The following is an 18,388-nucleotide window of genomic DNA, read 5'->3' as shown; positions in this document are numbered from 1 at the left end:
ATGGCAAGCCCTGCACGATTGCACAAACAACGCGAAGAAGCCCGCGCCGCCGCCGAACGTGCCGCCGTGGAAGAAACCCCGGTACGCGGCAGCGCGCATGAACTAGCGCTGGCGCAACTGGCGCAAGACAAGCGGCAACTCAAGGAAATCCAGTCCACCGAGCGCCGCCAAGAACGCAAGGCCGAGCTGATGGCAGAAAACTGGAACGCCTATATCGACGGCGCACTCGCAGCCGACAGCGGCGCACATGACCCAGTCATCAGCCAAATGTTGCCGTGGTGTTTCGACGTCGGCGACATCGAGCGCGCCTTGCGCGTTGGTGATTACCTTGTCCGTCACGACCTGCCCGCCCCGGAGAGTTTTGCCCGCAGCGCCCCCGCCGTGTTCGCCGAAATGGCAGCCGAGGCATGGCTCAAGACCCCGGATGGCGTCATCCCGCCCATCAGCGCGCTGCAACTGGGCGATGTTTTGGAGACCATCAGCGGCCACGACATGGTGGACGAGATACTCGCCAAACTGCACCGCGCCATCGGCGAAGCGTTGTATTCCGAGGGTGACAACGAGCGTGCGCTCGCCCACCTGCGCCGCGCCGTTGAACTCAACCCCAAAGTTGGCGCGAAACCGCTGATTGCCAAACTCGAAAAAGAAATGGCGGAGGCAGACGCGACAGCCCAGCCGCAATAACCCTCTCAACCCAGCCCGCGCGGGGCGCGGCGGCGCAAAGGCTTTCAGTCAGTTTCCCTACCTTTGCCCGCTGCAACCGCGCACCTTTGGGAATCCTGCGCGTGGCAGGGATGGCGGGTTTTCTCCTGTTACCGTCATCAACCACGCACCTTTTCAAAGGATTTTGTCATGAGCGAATTAAATACATTCGGCGAAACGATTAAGGCGGCACGGAAAACCGCAAAGCAATCGTTAAAGGCAATGGCGGCGGAATTAAATATATCCGTGCATCAATTAGCTGGCATCGAAGAAGGCCGCAAAGCTGTATCGCTACCGCTGGCCAAAAAGATTGCCGAATATTTCAAAGCGCTCAATGCGTCGGAGGAATCATGAGCGTCGTTATCCCGCATGGCCCCGGCAATCCGAAACCGAATGAAGACCTGATTGCGCCGCCGGATGATTTTTATCCGCCTTTGTCTGTCGCCGAATGGAAATTGCGGATGCGCGTGGACGATAACGTCAGCCCGGCACGCAGCGCCGAAATCCTGAACTGCGCCACGCTCGACATCACCGACGAGCTGAAACCGTGGCGCGCGAAACAGACCGCCGCCACGCTCGCCGCAGGCCGCGACACCAAGCGCTACCGGCAAGCGGTGTGGCAACTCGCCAAAGCGTATGAGCTGGAGCAATACCGCGACATCGACACCACCGACAGCGGCAGCCGCCGTGCCGATGGCCTCGAAAGCCGCATTGATACTGCGCTGCAACGCTCGCGCGAGGCATTGCGCAGCCTGATGGGACGCGGCCGCGCGACCATCGTCCTGATATGAGGAGCGCCATGAATGCAAACCGCTTACGCACACCAGCACGAAACCCTCGACGACGTCCTCTACCGTATTACCGGCAACACCGCGCCGATAGCGCAAGTTATGGCGGCCAACCCGCACGCCTTGCACTCGCCACGGTTGGCCGAGGGGATGCCCATCCATATTCCGCGCACCCCGGCCGCCAAGCCCGCGCCCACCGTCAAACTTTGGGAATAACCATGCCCGACCCGATTACCAACAGCACCCTCGGTGGCGCGGCGCAACCCGCCCTCGGCGCAGTACTCACCAAAATCCTCATCTACATCATCGGCCCAGTCGCCGCCAGCATCGTCGTCATGACGATGGCGCAGCCGAAAAGCCCACGTGAATGGTTTAGCGCCATCATCAGCACCGTCATGTGCTCAATCGGCCTCGGCAGCTACGTCATCAGCCATTACCTCAACCTGCAACCGCTCGCCGACGAACTAGCCGGGATGCAGGCAGGTGCTATCTATTTTCTGTGCGGCCTGCCCGGCTGGACGGCGGTGCGCGCCATTTTTTACACGTTGGAGCGTTACCAGCAAACCGACATCCTCGCCATCCTCGCAAAACTACGGAGCCATGACCATGACCAAAGCAACCCGCCAAATGACCCAAACCGGCATTAAGTCCCTGCTCGCCCGCGAGGGCAGCCGCAGCAAAATGTATTACGACACGGCAGGTCTGCCGACCATCGGCGTCGGCCACCTGCTCACTCGCTCGGAGATAACCAGCGGCAAAATCTGGATTGACGGCGAGGCCATCCGCTGGCGCGACGGTTTGAGCAACGACCAGATTACCCGCCTCTTTGACCGCGACAATGACCTCGCCGAGGCCGCCGTCAGCGATTTGGTCAAGGTCGAGCTGGCTGACCACCAGTTCGACACACTGGTCAGTTTTGTTTTCAACGTCGGTATCAACGCCTTCCGCAAGTCCACTTTGTTGCGCAAACTCAACGCGGGCGATTACGCCGCCGTACCCGAACAGTTGCACCGCTGGATATACGCCGCAGGCAAACCCGTCCTCCGCCTGCGCCGCGAAGAAGAAGCGCGCCAATGGGAGACACCCTATGCTGTCTAAACCGCTGGCCATCATGAGTGCGGCGGTACTGATTGCCTACAACATCGCCTCGGTCGGCTATGCCTACCGCGCCGGACAGGCGAGCGTGCAACGCCAACAGCTGGAGACCTTTGTCGGCGAGCTGCAAACAGCCATTGACCGCCACAACGTGCAACTGATGCGCTACGACGTACTCGCCGCCGAATTCGCGGCCAACCACGAACGCACTCAATCCCAACTGAAACAAACCGGGGACACCCTCAATGCCTACCTTGCAACGATTGACCGGCAAAAGCCTTGCCTTGAGTCTGGCGCTGTCAGCCTGCTCAACCAGCACATACGTCCCGCCACCCAGCCCGCCGGTATTGCCCCCGCCGCCGGTCGAAGTGAGCGCCCTGCGCCCCTGCGCCGACCTGCCGCTACTCAATGACGGCAGCCTCGGCGACCTCATCGATTGGATCAGCCGTGCCACCACCCAATACCGCGACTGCCAAACCCGCCATGCTTATGCCACCGACTGGATTAACACCACCCGCAGCCAATGGACATCGCCGACAAAGCCGCCGAAATCGAGGAAATGAACCGCGCGCAAGCGCTCGCCGCCCGCCGCCGCATCCCCGCCGCCCCCGGCTGCGCCGAATGCGAAGATTGCGGCGACCCCATCCCGGATGCCCGCCGCCGCGCCTATCCCTCGGCCACACGCTGCACCGAATGCCAAGCCCGCCACGAACGCCATGCAAAAAATCGCTGACCTGCGACAATCCCTGCTCGAAAGCGGCCTGAATATCCAGCCGGAAGACCTCACCGTGCGCGTCAAAACCGGCACGGTGCGCAGTCATTACGAGCATCCCGACCAAGCGACCAACCACAATCTGCGCCTCGAATACAGCGCCGAAGTGCTGATTGTCGAGTACCACGGCTCGCCGGCTGCCGCCTGCTGGATGGTCGCCCAGTGGTTGCACAATGCCCAACCCGGCCACAAACCAGACGCACTCAAATTTGAGGCGGATATTTTGGACGACGAGCGTGCCGACCTGCTGATTACCGTCAGCGGTCTCACCGACAACTACCACGTCCGCAACGCCGCCGACGGTATCCACATGGATGTTTGCACGTCGACCCATATCGACCGCAAGGTGTACCCGTGATAATTACGATGGAGAGCAACTTTGAGGCGCTGGAGCGCTGGATTGCCGTCACGGTCGCCCGCCTCTCGCCTGCCGAACAGCGGCAACTATTACGCCGCATCGGCGAGGACTTGCGCCGCGTCAATGCTCGCCGCATCGGCGCACAGACTACGCCGGACGGCTCAACATGGCTGGAGCGCAAACCACAAGAGCGCCGCCGTGCGCGCAAGGGCAAGATGATGCTCAAGCTGCGCCAGCGCGGCCACCTGCGGCAAAAATTCATCGGCGACGGCGTGCGCGTCGGGTTTTTCGGTCGTGACGGCTATCTGGCCAACGTCCACCATTACGGGAAGTCCCAGCAATTACGCTACGGCATCGCCCAATACCCGCGCCGCGAACTGCTCGGCATCAATGAGGCAGATCAGGCGATGATCCGCGAGAGCCTGCTTCGCCACCTCCACATGATTACCAACCCATGAGTTTTCTTCGCGCCGACATCCCCCGCCAGACCAACAACGTGCTGCGCATCGCCACCGTCGCCGCAATCGACTGGGAGGCGCGGCAATTCCGCGCGCAGACCGGCGACATCACCACCAACTGGCTGCCATTCCCGGCGTGGATATCGCATAACTACCGCCATTGGCTGCCGCTGCGCGAGAGCGCGCAAATCATCCTCACCGTGGACGGCGGCGACTACAACACCGCCACTGTCGTCGGCATGCTGTGGTCGGATGACGTCCCCGCGCCGGACATCCCGGTTGATGACCGTCCGTGGATTGACCGCCTCGAATTTGAGGACGGCACCCGCGTCGAGTACGACAGCAAGCGGCAAAAGCTGCTGATTGACACCCCCGGCGAAATCACCCTACGCGCGAAGGCGGTCAAAATCGAATCCAAAACCCTCACCCACAACGGCACCAACATCGGCGACACCCACACCCACCCCGGCGTCATGCCCGGCGGCGCCAGCACCGGGGCACCACAATGACCACCATCGCGCAAACCATCCACCGCGTGATTGCATACCCCGCTCCCGAACGGACAGCGCCAAAATTCGGGCAAAAATATTTCATGCCGCATTTCGGCTACGGCTATCCGAAAGCCGAAAGCCGCCGCTGGTTTAGCTTGCCGCTGGACTGTCGCAATCTGGAGCACGGTTTGGTTCATCTCACCCCAACGGCGGCAATGGAACACGCAAGAGCGTTATGGGAGCAAAAATAATGCCCATCGAACAACAAGCCGATACCCGCCCCGGCAACGGCGCCTTTGCCGAAACCGACATGAGCCGCGACAACGGCCGATCGGTCGCCGACAAACTGGCCGCCATCCGTCAATCGTTACATGACATCTTCACGACGCCCATCGGTTCGCGCATCCAGCGGCGCGAATACGGCAGCTACCTCTTTGCCCTCATCGACGCGCCGATGAACCCGGCCAACCGCCTGCGCCTTGCCGCTGCGCTGGTCGATGCGGCTACCCGCTGGGAGCCGCGCGTCACGTTGGAGAGCGCGATTATCGAGGTCGGCATGGACGGCAAAACCGTCCTCAACTATCGCGCCCGCCTGCTCGATGACGCCGAATTGCAGGCGCAAGCCATCCTCCAATAACCGACTTAATTTCCACAATCCGCGTTTGTGGAAATCCGCCGCTCGCCCGCATGCAATGCCGTTGCGACAATGCGGGCATGAGCGCAGCAACCCCCGAAATCCCCAACGTCATCGAAGCCCTCGATTACGAAACCATCCTCACCCGCCGCAAGGCGGCATTCGTTGCGCGCTGGCCACAAGACCAGCAACAGGCGTGGCGCGATACCCTCGCCCTCGAATCCTCACCCGTCACCAAACTCCTCGAAGAAAACGCCTACCTCGAACTGCTGTTGCGCGCACGCATCAATGACGCCGCCGCGAGCAACCTGCTCGTCTTCGCTCGCGACCGCGACCTCGACCGCCTCGCCGATTTTTACGGTTTGGAGCGCCGCGCGGACGAGAGCGACGAGGCATTCCGCGCGCGCATCCGCGAGCGTATCCGTGGCGCATCCACCGCTGGCCCCGCCGCGCATTACCGCTGGCACGCCCTCTCTGCCGACCCCGCCATCCGCGACGCCCATGTGGACAGCCCGCGCCCCGGCTTGGTCCGTATCAGCATCACCAGCCACAGCGGCACGGTGGATACCGACCTGCTCGCCCGTACCCGTGATTACCTCAACCGCAACGACATCCGCGTCCTCACCGATACGCTGGACATCCGCGCCGCCACCGTCAAAACCATTGACGTCGCTGCGACGATTTGGCTATTGCCCGACGGCAACGCCGACCTCATCCACACCCTGCCCGATACCTTGCGCACCGCCGTCGGTACCCAGCTCGGTTTGGGTCGCGACCTCACCCGCAGCTGGCTCATCCGCACCCTGCACGCAGACGGCGTGCAACGGGTTGTCCTCACTACCCCGGCGCAAGACGTGGTCATCGCAGCTGACGAGGCGGCAGCCATCGGCGCGGTCAAACTCACCCTCGGCGGACGGGATTACTGATGCGTACCGATCTGTTGCCGCCCAACAGCACCGCGCTCGAACAGGCGCTGGCGCAGATTGGCGCGGGCATCCTTGAGCTGGACGACGATGCCGCCATCCGTGGGCGCAAATTCGACCCGCCCGACAACTGGCTCGATGCGCTCATCTACGAATACGCACTCGGCGAAATCACCCCCTACTTTGACGACAAACGGCGGCTCATCCGCGAGGGCATCCGCTGGAGCCGTTGCCGCGGCACCCCGCAATCGCTGCACCTCGCCTTTGGGTGGGTTGGCCTCGATGCCGACATCATGGAGTCCGGGCCATCTGTCGAGCGCAATGACCCCGGCGCGGCTTATCAGCCGCACCGCCATTTTGCCGAGTACGACCTGCACCCGCACGGCGTCCTCACCCCCGAACAAATCTGCCTGCTGGTCCGCCTTGCCCTGCTGTCGCAGCCGGTGCGCTCCCGCCTGTGGCGGCTGGTGTATGGCTATGACCGGGGCGTCTTCAAACTTGATCACAGCCCGCTCGATTGCGACCTGCTCGATGACGACTCCGGCATCCGCATCGGCCGCACCGAATTGCCCTGCCTGCCTCCGGGCAGCGACCCGAAAATCTCTTTCCGCCAGCGCCATGCCTCCCGCGCCATCCGCGAAGAAAGCGAAGCGTGGGCGGTGGTCATCATCACCGTCGCCAGTCATGCCGTCAGCCGCGAGAGCCACGTCCTCTATCTCGATGACCTGCCGCTGCCCTTTGAGATTTACACCGCACTATCTGCCGCAGGTAACCCGCGTGGCGTCGCGGTGTACTACGGGCAGGTATGGGCAGACCAGCCGTGGCCGCGCAGCAACTGGACCAACACCAACGCCATCATCAGCAACTGTAAGGAGCCCGACTAATGGCCATCCTCACCACCAGCGGGCGCGTCGCGCTCGCCACCGCCATCAAGGCCAGCACCCTGCATCTTGCCTGGGGTCGCGGGCTTGCCGATTGGGATACCAACACCCCGCGCGAGCCACGCAGCGCGCTCTCCCTCACCGACGAAATCGCCCGGCGCAAAGTAAACGCCGTCCACTACTGCAAACCGCAGGACGACGGCGACATCGTCATGCTGGGCGCGCGCTTTGCCCGTAGTGACACGCCGACTGCCAACCTTTACCTACGCACCGAGTTTGATTTTAACGACGGCCTCGGCGAGACCATCCGCGAGCTGGGCGTCTTCGTCAATACGCAAATCCTGCCCAACCGCCCCGCCGGGCAAACCTACTTTTTGCCCGCCGACCTGCAAAGCCCCGGCACGCTGCTCGCCATTGACTACATTACCGCCATCAGGCGCGGCGTCGGCGCACGGCAGACCTTCGATTTTGTCATTACCTTCTGACCACCATGTCCAATATCAATCTTGCCAACTACTACCGCCGCGACACCACGCGCGAAGAACTCATCCTCTACCGCGCCGGGTTGGGGCTGCAATCGCCCGAACTGAACGAAATGCAGGCGATGGCCTTTGACACCATCAAGCGCATTGGCGACCTTATCACCAGCGACGGCGCTGTCCTCTCCGGCGGCGCGGTCGTCATCAACCCCGATACCGGCGCGACCACCTGCGCCGCTGCCGCCATCTACCTGCGCGGCCGCGTACGCGATGTTGCCGAGCGCAAACTCACCATCCCGGTTACGGGCGCGGTGGAAATCGGCGTGTGGTTGACTGAAACCGTTGTTACCGAACTGGAAGACCCGACGCTGCGCGACCCCTGCGAAGGCACGCGCAACTACGACGAGCCGGGGGCGGCACGGCTGCGCGTCAGCGCCGTTTGGGGCTTGTCCACCGACGGCGGCACCGGCAATTTCTACCGCGTCTATGACGTTGAGGACGGCCACCTCAAAATCAAGAGCGCGCCGCCCGACCTTTCCGGCTTCGCCGCCGCCCTTGCCCGCTACGACCGCGACAACAACGGCGGGCATTACGTCATCAACGGGCTGCGGCTGGTTTGGGTGGAGAGCAACGGCAGCGAAGAAACCTACTCATTGCAAGAGGGCAAGGCGCACGTCTATGGTCATGAAATCGAGCTGGCCACCGCCCTGCGCCTGCGCTACCCCTTTGACCCCGACCTGCAACTCATCCAAACCGAGCCGCACCAGTACACCGACAACGGCACGGGGAAAATGCGCATCAACGTTGACCGCGCGCCCATCCACGATGTGCGCAAACTGTCCATCCACCGTGAAAAGACGGCGACCGTGCTGCACGGCAGCTATGCCGGGGTTGCCGATGCCCTGCCCGACCCGGCGGTGATTGAAATCGTCGCCGTCAAACAGGGCGGCACCACCTACAAGCAGACGAAGGATTACGTGCTGAACGCCGGACAAGTGGACTGGTCGCCCGCCGGTGCCGAGCCTGCGCCCGGTAGCAGTTACAGCGTTACCTACCGCCACATCGTGCAGGTCGAGCCGATTGACCTCGACGAACGTGGCTTTACCGTGGAAAACGCCGTCCCCGGCTCATTGGTGCAGGTGGATTACCAAACGCGGCTACCGCGCACCGACACGCTCACCCTTGACCGCAAGGGCAACCTGACCCGCATCAAGGGGATGCCGCGCCGCGCGAACCCGAAAGCGCCGCCCGCGACCACCGGCCAACTGGAGCTGGCACAGATGCACCACACATGGTTCAGGGATGCGCCGACCCGTGTGCGCATTACCGCCATCGTCGCCGTCAGCATGGGGACGTTGCAGGATATGAGAGGCGACATCTTTGACCTCTACGACCTCGTTGCCACCCTCAAGCTGCAAACCAAAGCCATTGCCACCGCCCCGGCGGCGACGCGCGGCGTCTTCGTCGATCCCTTCCTCGATGACGCCATGCGCGACCTCGGCCAAAGCCAAACGGCGGCAATTGTGGACGGCGAGCTGATGCTCCCCATCCGCGCCGACGTCGCACCGTTGTCCGATACCACCGCGCCGCTCACCCTGCCATTCAAAAAAGTCGTATTGGTCGAGCAAACCGCGCGCACCGGCCATATGCGGATTAACCCGTATTCCGCCTTTGACCCGATTCCGGCGACCGTAACCCTGACGCCGCCGGTGGATTACTGGACGCTGACCGAGACCGTCAACGGCGCGGACGTTACCCGCATCATGGGCAGCGGCGGCGCGCGGCGCACCAGCGAAAGCATCGAGCGGCGCACCGTCGGCACACGCAAGGCCGAACACCTGCGCCCCATCAGCATCACCTTCCGCGCCGAAGGATTCCGCCCGGACGAAGAAATCCGCCGGGTCATCTTTGACGGCATCGAACTGGCCGTGGAGGCGGCATAACCATGAGCATCAATGCAGACCACAGCGGTATCGCCCGTGGCAAATTCACCATCCCGGCCAACATCCCGGCAGGCGTCAAAAGCGTCGAAATCATCGGCGAGCGCGGCAGCCGTGGCCTCGCCCAGTTCACCGGGCGCGGCGAAATCACCCTCGAAGAACGCCGCCGCGTCATCACCGTAACCCGTTATGACCCGCTGGCGCAGACCATAACACTCCTCACCGAAGGGCGGCACATCGCCGCCGTCGGCCTGTGGTTTGAGGACATCGGCGACAAGCCCGTTACCGTGCAAATCCGCGAAACGGCCACCGGCCTGCCGACCGGCGCAGTACTGGCCGAGGCGCGTATCACCGCCGCGCAAATCAGGGGCAACGGCGAGGAGACCGTCGTCGATTTTGCGACACCCCTCTACATCGAGGCGCTGCAAGAGTTTGCCATCGTCATCCTCACCGACGACAACAAACACAGCCTCGCCATCGCCGAAGTCGGCCAGTACGACCGCCGCGCGCAGCGCTACGTTACCGAGCAGGGTTACAGCGTTGGCGTGCTGCTGTCATCGTCCAACGCCTCAACATGGACACCGCACAACAACGCCGACCTCGCTTTCCGCCTCTACGCCGCCGAGTTCACCGCGACGGAACACACTACCGAGCTGAAAACGCAAACCGCGCACAACACTTCCGACCTCTACCTGATGGCGGACGTCGAACGCCCCGGCACCGAGACCGATGTCAGCTTCACCTTCACCGCCGATGACCGCCGCTACGCACTGCAAGACAAACAGACCGGGCGGATGGACGTGCGCACCGACGGCGACATGACTGCCAAAGTTACCCTGCGCGGCAGCAAAACCCGCTCGCCGGTGCTGTACCCCGGCGCACTGCTGGCACTTGGCGACTTGCAGGAAACCGCGACCTACATCAGCCGCGCCGTGGTTGCGGGCAGCGGGCAGGCCATTGTTACATTGGAAAGCAACACCCCCAGCGGCAGCGCCCTGACCGTGGAACTCGAAATTGACGGCGCGTGGAAATCCTGCACCCCGGAAAACGGCGAGCCGCTCGGCGACGGCTGGGTGCGCAACGAGTACAAACAGACCATCAGCGGCGGCGACACCGTGCGTTGCCGCATCACCCTCTCCGGCAACATCAGCGCCCGCCCGCGCGCCCGCGCCCTGCGCATGGTTACAACCTAAGGAGCAACAACATGGCCAACGACCAGACTGCCCATTACAAATTCCCCTTGCCGCACCGTGAAAACCTGCTTTCCGAAGACGTTGACCGTCTGCGCGAAAGCCTGACAGCGGCAGACCGCGCCATCTACGAGGCGGCACAAGAGGCAGCCGAGGCCACGGCTGTCGAAACCACCGCACGGGAAAATGCCATTACCGCCGAAGCGCAGGCGCGCGCCGCCGAAAAAGAAAATACCGACGCGCAGCTGAAGAAGTTGCGCACCCTCGCCCTTGCCGGACTATAAAACTATGATGACCCCCGAACAAAAAACCGCCATCGCCGCCAAACTCGGCGTTGACCTTGCCACCCTCGACAGCGACCGCCTGATTGAGCTGTGTCTTTTGCACCGCGCCCAGCCGAAAGCATTGGAGAGCTTCCCGAACACACTTGCTGCCGAAATCAACCGCCGCTTTACCGCCGCTGAAATCACCCGCGACGACGTGCCATACAGCGTCTTGCAGCACTTCGCCAACCAGTTCACCGGCGCTGCGCCGCTCTTCCAACGGTTAATGCAGGAAATGGCAGCATCCATTAACCGCGACATCTGGTTTACCGACAACGCCGAAGCCTTCAAGGCCGCGCTCGCCAACGAAGAAGCTGCCGCCTGGCTCGCAGGACAACCCGACATCCTCAACAAGTGCCTGGGCAACCGTTTGGCGCTGGGCTACATCGCACAAAGTGTGACCGCTGCGACCGCCATCCTTACCCGCGAGGAAGCGCTGGCGCTGTGGAAAAACGCGCCTGCCCTGTGGGACATCTGGCCGCAACACCGCGAAGGCATGGCGGTGCTGGTGAAATCGGCGGAACTTACCCAGTACATCATCGACACACCGGCGGCGCTGGCAGCGGTCGTCGCATCTGACAACGCCATGCAACCATTGATCGCATCGGCTACCGCCCGCCGTGTTTGGGTGGATTCCGAGGTGGCGATGACGGCAGTCGCCGCCAGCCAAACCGCGATGACGGCAGTCGCTGCGTCGCAGACGGCCATGACGGCAGTCGCTGCGTCGCAGACGGCCATGACGGCAGTCGCCGCCAGCCAAACCGCGATGACGGCAGTAGCTTCTGTTACCGCTGCCCTGAAAACCGTGCTAAAAACCAACGATTTCCGCACGGCGCTGATGGCATCCAATACGGTATTTCAGGCGGCGCGCGCCGCTGCCTACCAAACTGTCAGCGCATCCGGCTCCGGCTGGGTCAAACAGCGCTCACAGGCACATGACCACGTTAACCAACTCAACCCGACAGTTGCTGCCCCGTTAGGATTTGTGTTCGCTTGTCTCGGCTATTACAACGCACCCACCGGGTCAGGCAGCATCATGACCCACCCCGGAGGGGGTGAAGCGGCGCGCGCTGCGTCCACAAGAACCCCGACCACTATGGCCAGCGTGGATGGTATCAGCTTCAATGGCGCGACTTTTACCGAAACTGGCGACGGCTACGCTTACGCCGAATTGTGGGCGCCGGCATAAGGAGACCGCACCATGTACTACATACTCAACTCGGCTGGCGAAATCTGCGGCGAATCCCTCGACCTCTTCACCCCCGCCGAAGGCTTGCGCCTGATTGCCAAAGACGATTACCACCCCAACCCGCAGGCAGCGCTTGCCGCTGCCAAAACCGCCAAATTGCACGCAGCCGCCGAGGCCGCGCAGGCATTTATCGAGCGCGTAGCTGGACTCGACGGTGTGCCGCAATTCGAGCGCGACTCATGGGCGGCGCAAGCTTTGGAGGCGCAGGCGTGGGCAGCGGACAAGCAGGCATCCACGCCGATACTGGCAGGCATCGCCCGCGCGCGTGGGGTACCGCTGGACGACCTGCGCGCCAAAGCACTCGCCAAAAGCAACGCCTACACCGCGCTCACCGCCAGCGTCGCTGGACAGCGGCAGGCGTTGGAAGACCAAATCCGCGCCGCCGACACCCTCGCCGCGCTGGATGCCATCGCCGTTGCTTACCGTCCGCCGATGATGCCAATGATGCCCGCCGCACAGGAGGACAAATGAGCGTTTACGTCGCCTTTTACAAGGGCCGCCCGCGCCCCGGCGCATCGCTGCGCGAGCGCGTCAAATACCTCTTTGACGGTGCCATCCGCCTGATTACCCGCTCGCCCTACTCACATTGCGAGCTGGCCATCCCGGACACCACCCGCCCCGGCGTCTATTTCTGTGTGTCGGCATCGGTCCGCGATGGCGGCGTGCGCGGCAAATTCATGGCGTTGCCCGGCGACCGCTGGGACTTATTACCCGCCATCGACCCCGAATACCTGCGCAATCCCGAACATTACGACCGCGCCCTGCGCACCTTGCCCGCCGATACGGTCAGCGACTGGCTGCGCCGCCATCAGGGGCAGCGTTACGACTGGCTCGGCGTCCTGCGCTTTGTTTTCCCGTGGCTACGCCAATCCGAGGCGCGCTGGTTTTGCAGCGAGTTTGTCGCCACCGTCCTCGGCATGGATAACCCCGCCAAACAATCCCCTCAAGATATCTATCAGCACCTTTATGGAGTAAGCACATGAGCACAGAGTATTTACATGGCGTCCGCGTCATCGAAATCAACAACGGCAGCCGCCCGCTGCGTACCGCCTCGACCGCCGTCATTGGCTTGGTCGCCACCGGCGAAGATGCCGACGCGGCTACATTCCCCGAAAACCGCCCCGTCCTCATCAGCAATCTGCCCGACGCCATCGGCAAGGCTGGTACGAAAGGTACGCTCGCTCCGGCGTTGTCTGCCATCTACAAGCAGACCAATGCGCTGACCGTCGTCGTCCGCGTCCCCACCTCAAAAGAGAAAAACGACAACGGCGCTGACCAAGACGCCAAGACCATCGGCGCGTTTGAGAACGGCCGCTACAGCGGCGCGAAGGCGCTGCTCGCTGCCAATGCCGAACTGGGCGTCGTGCCGCGCATCCTCGGCGCGCCGGGGCTGGATAGCCAGGCGGTTACGACCGAGCTGGTGGACATCGCCAAGAAAATACGCGGCTTTGTCTATGCGCGCGCCATCGGCACCACCAAAGAGGAGGCGGTTGCCTACCGCGCCAACTTCAGCGCACGCGAACTCATGTTGATTTGGCCGGATTTCACCGGTTTCGACGAGACGGCGAAGAAAACCAACACCATCCACGCCACCGCCGTCGCCCTCGGCCTGCGCGCCAAACTCGACCACGAGGTCGGTTGGCACAAGACCATCTCCAACATCGCCGTGGACGGCGTGACCGGCCTCACCGTGGATATTGGCTTTGACATCACCTCGACCGCCACGGACGCCAACTACCTCAACAGCAAGGAGGTCAGCACGCTGGTCCGCGAGCAGGGCTTCCGCATTTGGGGCAGCCGCACCTGCTCGGATGACCCGCTGTTTGCCTTTGAATCCTACACCCGCACCGCGCAAGTCATCGCCGAAACGGTGGCACGCGGCCACCTGTGGGCAATCGACAAACCGCTATCGCCCGGCTTGGCCAGCGACATCATTGCGGGCATCAATGCCGAGCTGCGCACACTCACCAGCGGCGGCTATCTGCTCGGCGGTGAGGCTTGGTACGACGACAAAGTCAACAGCAAAGACACCCTCAAAGAGGGCAAGCTCGCCATCAGCTACAACTTCACGCCGGTTCCGCCTCTGGAAAACCTCAACCTGCGGCAATCCATTACCGACATCTACCTCATCGACTTCGCCCGCCGCGTCGAAGCCGCCAACTAAGGAGTCATCATGCTACCCAAGATCATCAAAGACGCCATCCTGTCCGTCGAGGGGCAGGGCTATGCAGGCATCATCGACAACGTCGAGTGGCCGAAAGTCGCCCGCAAAGCCGAAGAATACCGCGCGGGTGGGATGCTCGGCCCGGTAATGCTCGACCTTGGCCAAGAAGCGATGGAGCTGACCTTTGAGGCCAGCGAGCAGACCAGCGAAATGATCGCCGCCTACGGCGCCTGCGGTTTGGCAGGCGTCAAATTCCGCATCAATGCATCGGCCGAAAGCGAAATGAACTGCGACGGCCACGGAATTGAGGCCGTGATGACCGGCCGCATGAAAGAAATCGACTTCGGCAGCTCAAAACCCGGCGAGCTGCAGAAAACGAAGTACACCGTCTCCCTCGCCACCTTCAAATATTCGATTGACGGCCGCACCCTGTTCGATATCGATTTCCCCAACAACATCTACATCGTCAATGGCCGCGACCTGTTGGAAAAGCGCCGCGCCAATCTCAAACAGTAACCCTGACACATAGGAGCAAACCATGAAAGAAAACGAAGCCGTCAAACCGCGCGTCCTCAAACTGAAAACCCCCATCACCCGCGACGACAAACCCGTCCATGAAATCACCCTGCGCGAGCCAAGCGCGGGTGAGCTGCGCGGCATCCGCCTGTTCGATCTGACCCAAGGAGACGCCGAGGCCGTGATTAAACTGCTGCCGCGCATCACCACCCCGGCGCTGACCGCGGCGGAAGCCAACAAGCTCGCCCTGCGCGACTTTGCCCGCGCGATGATTCTGGTCGCCGAAATGTTCGCCCTTGATGACGAAGTCGGCGAGGCAGCGGGAAAGCCATCCCCCGCAGCGTAGAGGACGCATGGGCAGACATCAATATCGTATTCGGCGGCGGTTGGCCGCCGAGCGAACTCGACCGCATGAGCCTCGCCGAGTTGCTGCGCTGGCACGCCGTCGCTATCGAACGTAACCGGCAGGCGCAGCAACAGGCATGAAAAAGCCGCCCAGAAGGGCGGCACAAGCAAGGAAGAACACATGAAAAATTATCTGGTACGGGACGCCTGCCACTCACGCTCGGCCTTGATGCGTTCGCGGCGTGCCTTGGCCTCGGCGCGCCACAACTGGTACGGCTCGACGATTTCCTCAAAGAGGAAATTGCCCAGCCCTTTAAGGAATGCGGCAGAAACCAAAATGACCACCGTCCATACAACGAACGACAAAATAACCTGATCCATGATTGACCTCCCGTGTTTTACCTGTCCCCATCATACAATAACCCACTGAAAAGGTAAATATTTATGGCTGATTTGAATTTGCAGGTGCGTCTGCGTGCGCTTGACGAAATGAGCCGCACATTCCGCAACATCGGCGCGGCCAACAGCCGCCTGATGCGGACATTCGACCAAAACCGCAATGCCCTGCGCCGCCTGAACGACCAGCTGCGCAATGTTGAGGCGTACCGCCGCCAACAAGAGTCCATGCGGCAGACTGCCGACAACATCGAGCGGATGCGCAACCGGATGCAGCGGCTACAGCAACAAATGGGCGGGCTGCGGCACGGGGCGCAACGCTGGCGAGAGCTTGCGAGCCAGTTTGATCGCGCCAGCCGCGATCTGGCGCGGCTGGAAAACGTGCAAAACCGCGAACAGCAACGCCTGCTGCAATTGACGCAGCGCCTACGCGAGGCCGGTATCAACACGCGGCAGCTGGCACAAGAGGAGGCGCGCCTGCGCAACAACGCGAGCCGCACCAACACCGAACTCGAACGGCAGGCGCAACGGCTGCAACGCATTGCCGAGCGACACCAGCGCAACGAGCGCCGCCTGCAAACGGCGGCTAATGCCTCAATGGCCGGTTACGTCGGCATCAACACCGCCCAGCGAGCCGGGCATCTCATCGCCTCGCCGGTGCGCGAATATATGCAACAGGAGCAGGCATCTACCGACCTCAAGGTAACGATGATGCGCGCCGACGGCACATATGGCGCGTTTGAGGAAATCAACAAACAGGCCATCCAGCTCGGCAACGTCCTACCCGGCACCACGCAAGATTTCATCAACCTCGCCCGCGCGTTAAAAGAGCAGGGCGTAAAAGATGAGGTCATGAGCGGCGGCGGCCTGAAAGCGGCTGCGGAAATGGCCGTACTGATGAACATGGGACAGGAGGAAGGTGGCACCTTTGCCGCGCGGATGATTGAGGCGCACGGACTCAACCCGGACGACATCAACAAGGCGGCCGACATGACGCAGCGCGCCTATTTTGCCTTTGGTCTCAAAAAAGAGGATATGGCCGAGGCGATGAAATACTACGCACCGACGGTAAACTCGCTCGGCATCACCGGCGAAGACAACTACAAAAAACTGCTCGCCATTCAGGGCATGGCCGCACGGCAAGGCCTCGAAGGCTCCATGTTTGGCACCAACTTCTCGGCGATGCTGGGACGCTTGGCCAAAGGCCCCGAAATGATCCGCCAAGCCAAAAAAGGCATGAAAGCCGAGGCTGGCAACATCATGAAAAAAGCAGGCATCGACTTCGATTTTTACGACCAAAACGGCAAATTCAAAGGCACCGAAGCCATGATTGCCGAGCTGGAGAAACTGAACACCATCCAGCAGAAATTCGGCGAACAAAGCGCATTGCTGGTCGCCAAAGAGCTGTTTGGCGAAGAAGCAGGCCGCCCTGCAATGATGTTGGCGCAACAAGGGCTGGAAGGTTACCGCGCTGCTTTGGCCGACATGGACAAACAAGCCGACGCCAATGCGCGTATTGCCGAAAAAACCTCAACCCTGTCCGCCGCCTTTGAACAACTGGGTGGCGTCGCCGGGATGCTGTCCGGCATGATTGGCGAAACCCTGCGCGAATCCCTGCTTTGGTTTGCGCAAACCGCGCAAGATTTTTTGGGCGATACACTGCAACCGTGGCTCAAAGAACACAGGACGCTGGTCAAATGGGTCATGATTGGCATCACGGCCTTTGCCGGACTGGCTGCCATCGGCGGAGTGTTATTGCTGGCCTTCGCCGGAATTAATGCCTCGCTGGTCGCCACCAGCAAACTGTTTTTCAGTTTGCGCAGCGGTTTTGTCTGGCTGGCGCAGCTGTTCATGAGCAATCCCATTTTGCTCGCCGTTGCTGCCATCGGTGCGGCGATTTGGCTCGTCTACAAGCACTGGGATGAGATTGTCGGCTGGGCAACCGACCGAATGGAAGCGCTGGCCAACTGGTGGAAAAACTTTTCCTTCACCGGCGCCATCAAAAGCGCCTTTGCAGGCGTACTCCAATTCTTCGCCGATATTGGCCGCATCATTTGGGACAGCGTCAAAGAGACTGCGCACAATGTGCGCGAGGGTTTCCGCGAGATGGGCATACTCGGCGCCGTTCAAGCGGCATTTGAGGGCGTGTTCAACTTCTTCGCCACCCTCGGCGGTTATTTAGCGTCGCTTGTTATCGAGGCGGGCAAAACCATCGTTACTGCGATTTTCGGCTGGGACGTCTATAACGCACTTGTCAGCACATTCAGCAAGGGCATTGAGTGGGTCGTCGGCAAAATTCAATGGATGGTCGAGGAAATAAATGGCGGGATACAGGCCATGAAAGACTTTCTCGGTTTGGGCGAAAAAATAGGAAACAACCCCGCGCAAAAGATTTCCCAAAGCATCGACGCCTATAACAACCTGAAGAAAAACGGCGTCTTTGAGGCAATCAAAAAGAACAACGCGAAGGCGACGGAACCCGCTGCGCCAGTTGCCGCCCGCAACAACCTGTCCTCCAACAGCAACACCACCGTCAATATCAACGTCAGCGGTGGCGGCGACAACAAGGCATTGGCGGCACAAATCGGCAAAGAGGTGCGCGGCGCGTTGGCCAACGAACGACGGCGTCAAGGCAATAACAGCAGCGCCTTTTACGATACTGATGCCGTGCCGGCATAGGAGGC

At 61.6% G+C, this 18,388-nt stretch carries 29 protein-coding genes; 28 read left to right on the top strand and 1 reads right to left on the bottom strand.

Annotated elements, in window-relative coordinates:
* From gpM to DY250_RS14945, 27 genes are all read left to right on the top strand, one after another.
* On the top strand, positions 1-684 hold the full coding sequence (gene gpM, locus DY250_RS09805) for a phage terminase small subunit (RefSeq protein ID WP_115612138.1): 684 nt from the start codon (positions 1-3) through the stop codon (positions 682-684).
* 168 nt (positions 685-852) lie between these two features.
* Entirely contained in the window at positions 853-1,056 is a 204-nt protein-coding gene (locus DY250_RS09800; protein ID WP_115612137.1) for a helix-turn-helix domain-containing protein, read from the top strand.
* A complete protein-coding gene (locus tag DY250_RS09795) occupies positions 1,053-1,493 on the top strand; it encodes a head completion/stabilization protein (protein WP_115612136.1) in 441 nt (146 codons plus the stop codon). Before DY250_RS09800 ends, DY250_RS09795 begins: the two co-directional genes overlap by 4 nt.
* A gap of 12 nt (positions 1,494-1,505) precedes the next feature.
* Positions 1,506-1,706, top strand: a complete 201-nt coding sequence (locus tag DY250_RS09790; protein WP_115612135.1) for a tail protein X — start codon at positions 1,506-1,508, stop codon at positions 1,704-1,706.
* 2 nt (positions 1,707-1,708) lie between these two features.
* Entirely contained in the window at positions 1,709-2,137 is a 429-nt protein-coding gene (locus DY250_RS09785; protein ID WP_115612134.1) for a hypothetical protein, read from the top strand.
* On the top strand, positions 2,097-2,588 hold the full coding sequence (locus DY250_RS09780; RefSeq protein ID WP_245951099.1) for a lysozyme: 492 nt from the start codon (positions 2,097-2,099) through the stop codon (positions 2,586-2,588). Before DY250_RS09785 ends, DY250_RS09780 begins: the two co-directional genes overlap by 41 nt.
* Positions 2,578-2,997: a hypothetical protein gene (locus DY250_RS09775; RefSeq protein WP_115612133.1), complete on the top strand. Its 420-nt coding sequence runs from the start codon at positions 2,578-2,580 to the stop codon at positions 2,995-2,997. Before DY250_RS09780 ends, DY250_RS09775 begins: the two co-directional genes overlap by 11 nt.
* Positions 2,933-3,148 (top strand): hypothetical protein, encoded by a 216-nt coding sequence (locus DY250_RS13770; protein ID WP_147293505.1) that lies wholly within the window; start codon positions 2,933-2,935, stop codon positions 3,146-3,148. Before DY250_RS09775 ends, DY250_RS13770 begins: the two co-directional genes overlap by 65 nt.
* On the top strand, positions 3,109-3,318 hold the full coding sequence (locus tag DY250_RS09770; protein WP_115612132.1) for a TraR/DksA C4-type zinc finger protein: 210 nt from the start codon (positions 3,109-3,111) through the stop codon (positions 3,316-3,318). The genes DY250_RS13770 and DY250_RS09770 overlap by 40 nt, the downstream gene beginning before the upstream one ends.
* Positions 3,302-3,715 carry a phage tail protein gene (locus tag DY250_RS09765; protein ID WP_115612131.1) on the top strand — a complete coding sequence of 138 codons (414 nt, stop codon included), beginning with the start codon at positions 3,302-3,304 and terminating at the stop codon, positions 3,713-3,715. The genes DY250_RS09770 and DY250_RS09765 overlap by 17 nt, the downstream gene beginning before the upstream one ends.
* Positions 3,712-4,173: a phage virion morphogenesis protein gene (locus DY250_RS09760; protein WP_115612130.1), complete on the top strand. Its 462-nt coding sequence runs from the start codon at positions 3,712-3,714 to the stop codon at positions 4,171-4,173. Before DY250_RS09765 ends, DY250_RS09760 begins: the two co-directional genes overlap by 4 nt.
* Positions 4,170-4,682 carry a phage baseplate assembly protein V gene (locus DY250_RS09755; protein WP_115612129.1) on the top strand — a complete coding sequence of 171 codons (513 nt, stop codon included), beginning with the start codon at positions 4,170-4,172 and terminating at the stop codon, positions 4,680-4,682. The genes DY250_RS09760 and DY250_RS09755 overlap by 4 nt, the downstream gene beginning before the upstream one ends.
* Complete coding sequence (locus DY250_RS09750; RefSeq protein ID WP_115612128.1) at positions 4,679-4,915, top strand: hypothetical protein; 237 nt, start codon at positions 4,679-4,681, stop codon at positions 4,913-4,915. The genes DY250_RS09755 and DY250_RS09750 overlap by 4 nt, the downstream gene beginning before the upstream one ends.
* Complete coding sequence (locus DY250_RS09745) at positions 4,915-5,301, top strand: GPW/gp25 family protein (protein ID WP_115612127.1); 387 nt, start codon at positions 4,915-4,917, stop codon at positions 5,299-5,301. The genes DY250_RS09750 and DY250_RS09745 overlap by 1 nt, the downstream gene beginning before the upstream one ends.
* A 77-nt stretch (positions 5,302-5,378) precedes the next feature.
* Entirely contained in the window at positions 5,379-6,224 is an 846-nt protein-coding gene (locus tag DY250_RS09740) for a baseplate assembly protein (RefSeq protein ID WP_172542321.1), read from the top strand.
* The gene (locus DY250_RS09735) at positions 6,224-7,105 is read left to right on the top strand and encodes a phage tail protein (protein WP_115612125.1); all 882 of its coding nucleotides are present in this window, start codon (positions 6,224-6,226) and stop codon (positions 7,103-7,105) included. Before DY250_RS09740 ends, DY250_RS09735 begins: the two co-directional genes overlap by 1 nt.
* A complete protein-coding gene (locus DY250_RS09730; protein WP_115612124.1) occupies positions 7,105-7,587 on the top strand; it encodes a hypothetical protein in 483 nt (160 codons plus the stop codon). The genes DY250_RS09735 and DY250_RS09730 overlap by 1 nt, the downstream gene beginning before the upstream one ends.
* Positions 7,588-7,592: 5 nt before the next feature.
* A complete protein-coding gene (locus DY250_RS09725) occupies positions 7,593-9,524 on the top strand; it encodes a DUF4815 domain-containing protein (RefSeq protein WP_115612123.1) in 1,932 nt (643 codons plus the stop codon).
* A gap of 2 nt (positions 9,525-9,526) precedes the next feature.
* Positions 9,527-10,714 (top strand): virulence-associated protein, encoded by a 1,188-nt coding sequence (locus tag DY250_RS09720; protein WP_115612122.1) that lies wholly within the window; start codon positions 9,527-9,529, stop codon positions 10,712-10,714.
* An 11-nt stretch (positions 10,715-10,725) separates the two neighbouring features.
* On the top strand, positions 10,726-10,995 hold the full coding sequence (locus tag DY250_RS09715) for a hypothetical protein (protein ID WP_115612121.1): 270 nt from the start codon (positions 10,726-10,728) through the stop codon (positions 10,993-10,995).
* 4 nt (positions 10,996-10,999) lie between these two features.
* The gene (locus DY250_RS09710) at positions 11,000-12,223 is read left to right on the top strand and encodes a hypothetical protein (protein WP_245951098.1); all 1,224 of its coding nucleotides are present in this window, start codon (positions 11,000-11,002) and stop codon (positions 12,221-12,223) included.
* 12 nt (positions 12,224-12,235) lie between these two features.
* Positions 12,236-12,754: a hypothetical protein gene (locus DY250_RS09705; protein WP_115612120.1), complete on the top strand. Its 519-nt coding sequence runs from the start codon at positions 12,236-12,238 to the stop codon at positions 12,752-12,754.
* Entirely contained in the window at positions 12,751-13,266 is a 516-nt protein-coding gene (locus DY250_RS09700; RefSeq protein WP_115612119.1) for a hypothetical protein, read from the top strand. Before DY250_RS09705 ends, DY250_RS09700 begins: the two co-directional genes overlap by 4 nt.
* The gene (locus DY250_RS09695) at positions 13,263-14,447 is read left to right on the top strand and encodes a phage tail sheath protein (protein ID WP_115612118.1); all 1,185 of its coding nucleotides are present in this window, start codon (positions 13,263-13,265) and stop codon (positions 14,445-14,447) included. The genes DY250_RS09700 and DY250_RS09695 overlap by 4 nt, the downstream gene beginning before the upstream one ends.
* Before the next feature lie 9 nt (positions 14,448-14,456).
* Positions 14,457-14,963: a phage major tail tube protein gene (locus DY250_RS09690; protein ID WP_115612117.1), complete on the top strand. Its 507-nt coding sequence runs from the start codon at positions 14,457-14,459 to the stop codon at positions 14,961-14,963.
* Between the two features lie 22 nt (positions 14,964-14,985).
* Entirely contained in the window at positions 14,986-15,309 is a 324-nt protein-coding gene (locus tag DY250_RS09685; RefSeq protein ID WP_115612116.1) for a phage tail assembly protein, read from the top strand.
* A complete protein-coding gene (locus tag DY250_RS14945) occupies positions 15,294-15,449 on the top strand; it encodes a GpE family phage tail protein (protein ID WP_115612820.1) in 156 nt (51 codons plus the stop codon). Before DY250_RS09685 ends, DY250_RS14945 begins: the two co-directional genes overlap by 16 nt.
* 48 nt (positions 15,450-15,497) lie before the next feature.
* Here DY250_RS14945 and DY250_RS09675 read toward each other — a convergent pair whose 3' ends face one another.
* The gene (locus DY250_RS09675) at positions 15,498-15,689 is read right to left on the bottom strand and encodes a hypothetical protein (RefSeq protein ID WP_115612115.1); all 192 of its coding nucleotides are present in this window, start codon (positions 15,687-15,689) and stop codon (positions 15,498-15,500) included.
* A 63-nt stretch (positions 15,690-15,752) separates the two neighbouring features.
* Between DY250_RS09675 and DY250_RS09670 the strand changes: the two genes are divergently transcribed.
* Positions 15,753-18,383 (top strand): phage tail tape measure protein, encoded by a 2,631-nt coding sequence (locus DY250_RS09670; RefSeq protein WP_115612114.1) that lies wholly within the window; start codon positions 15,753-15,755, stop codon positions 18,381-18,383.
* Positions 18,384-18,388: the final 5 nt, after the last annotated feature.

This window comes from Cardiobacterium valvarum (genome assembly GCF_900460955.1).
GTDB classification, from domain to species: domain Bacteria; phylum Pseudomonadota; class Gammaproteobacteria; order Cardiobacteriales; family Cardiobacteriaceae; genus Cardiobacterium; species Cardiobacterium valvarum.
This window is presented reverse-complemented; position numbering and strand designations above follow the sequence as displayed.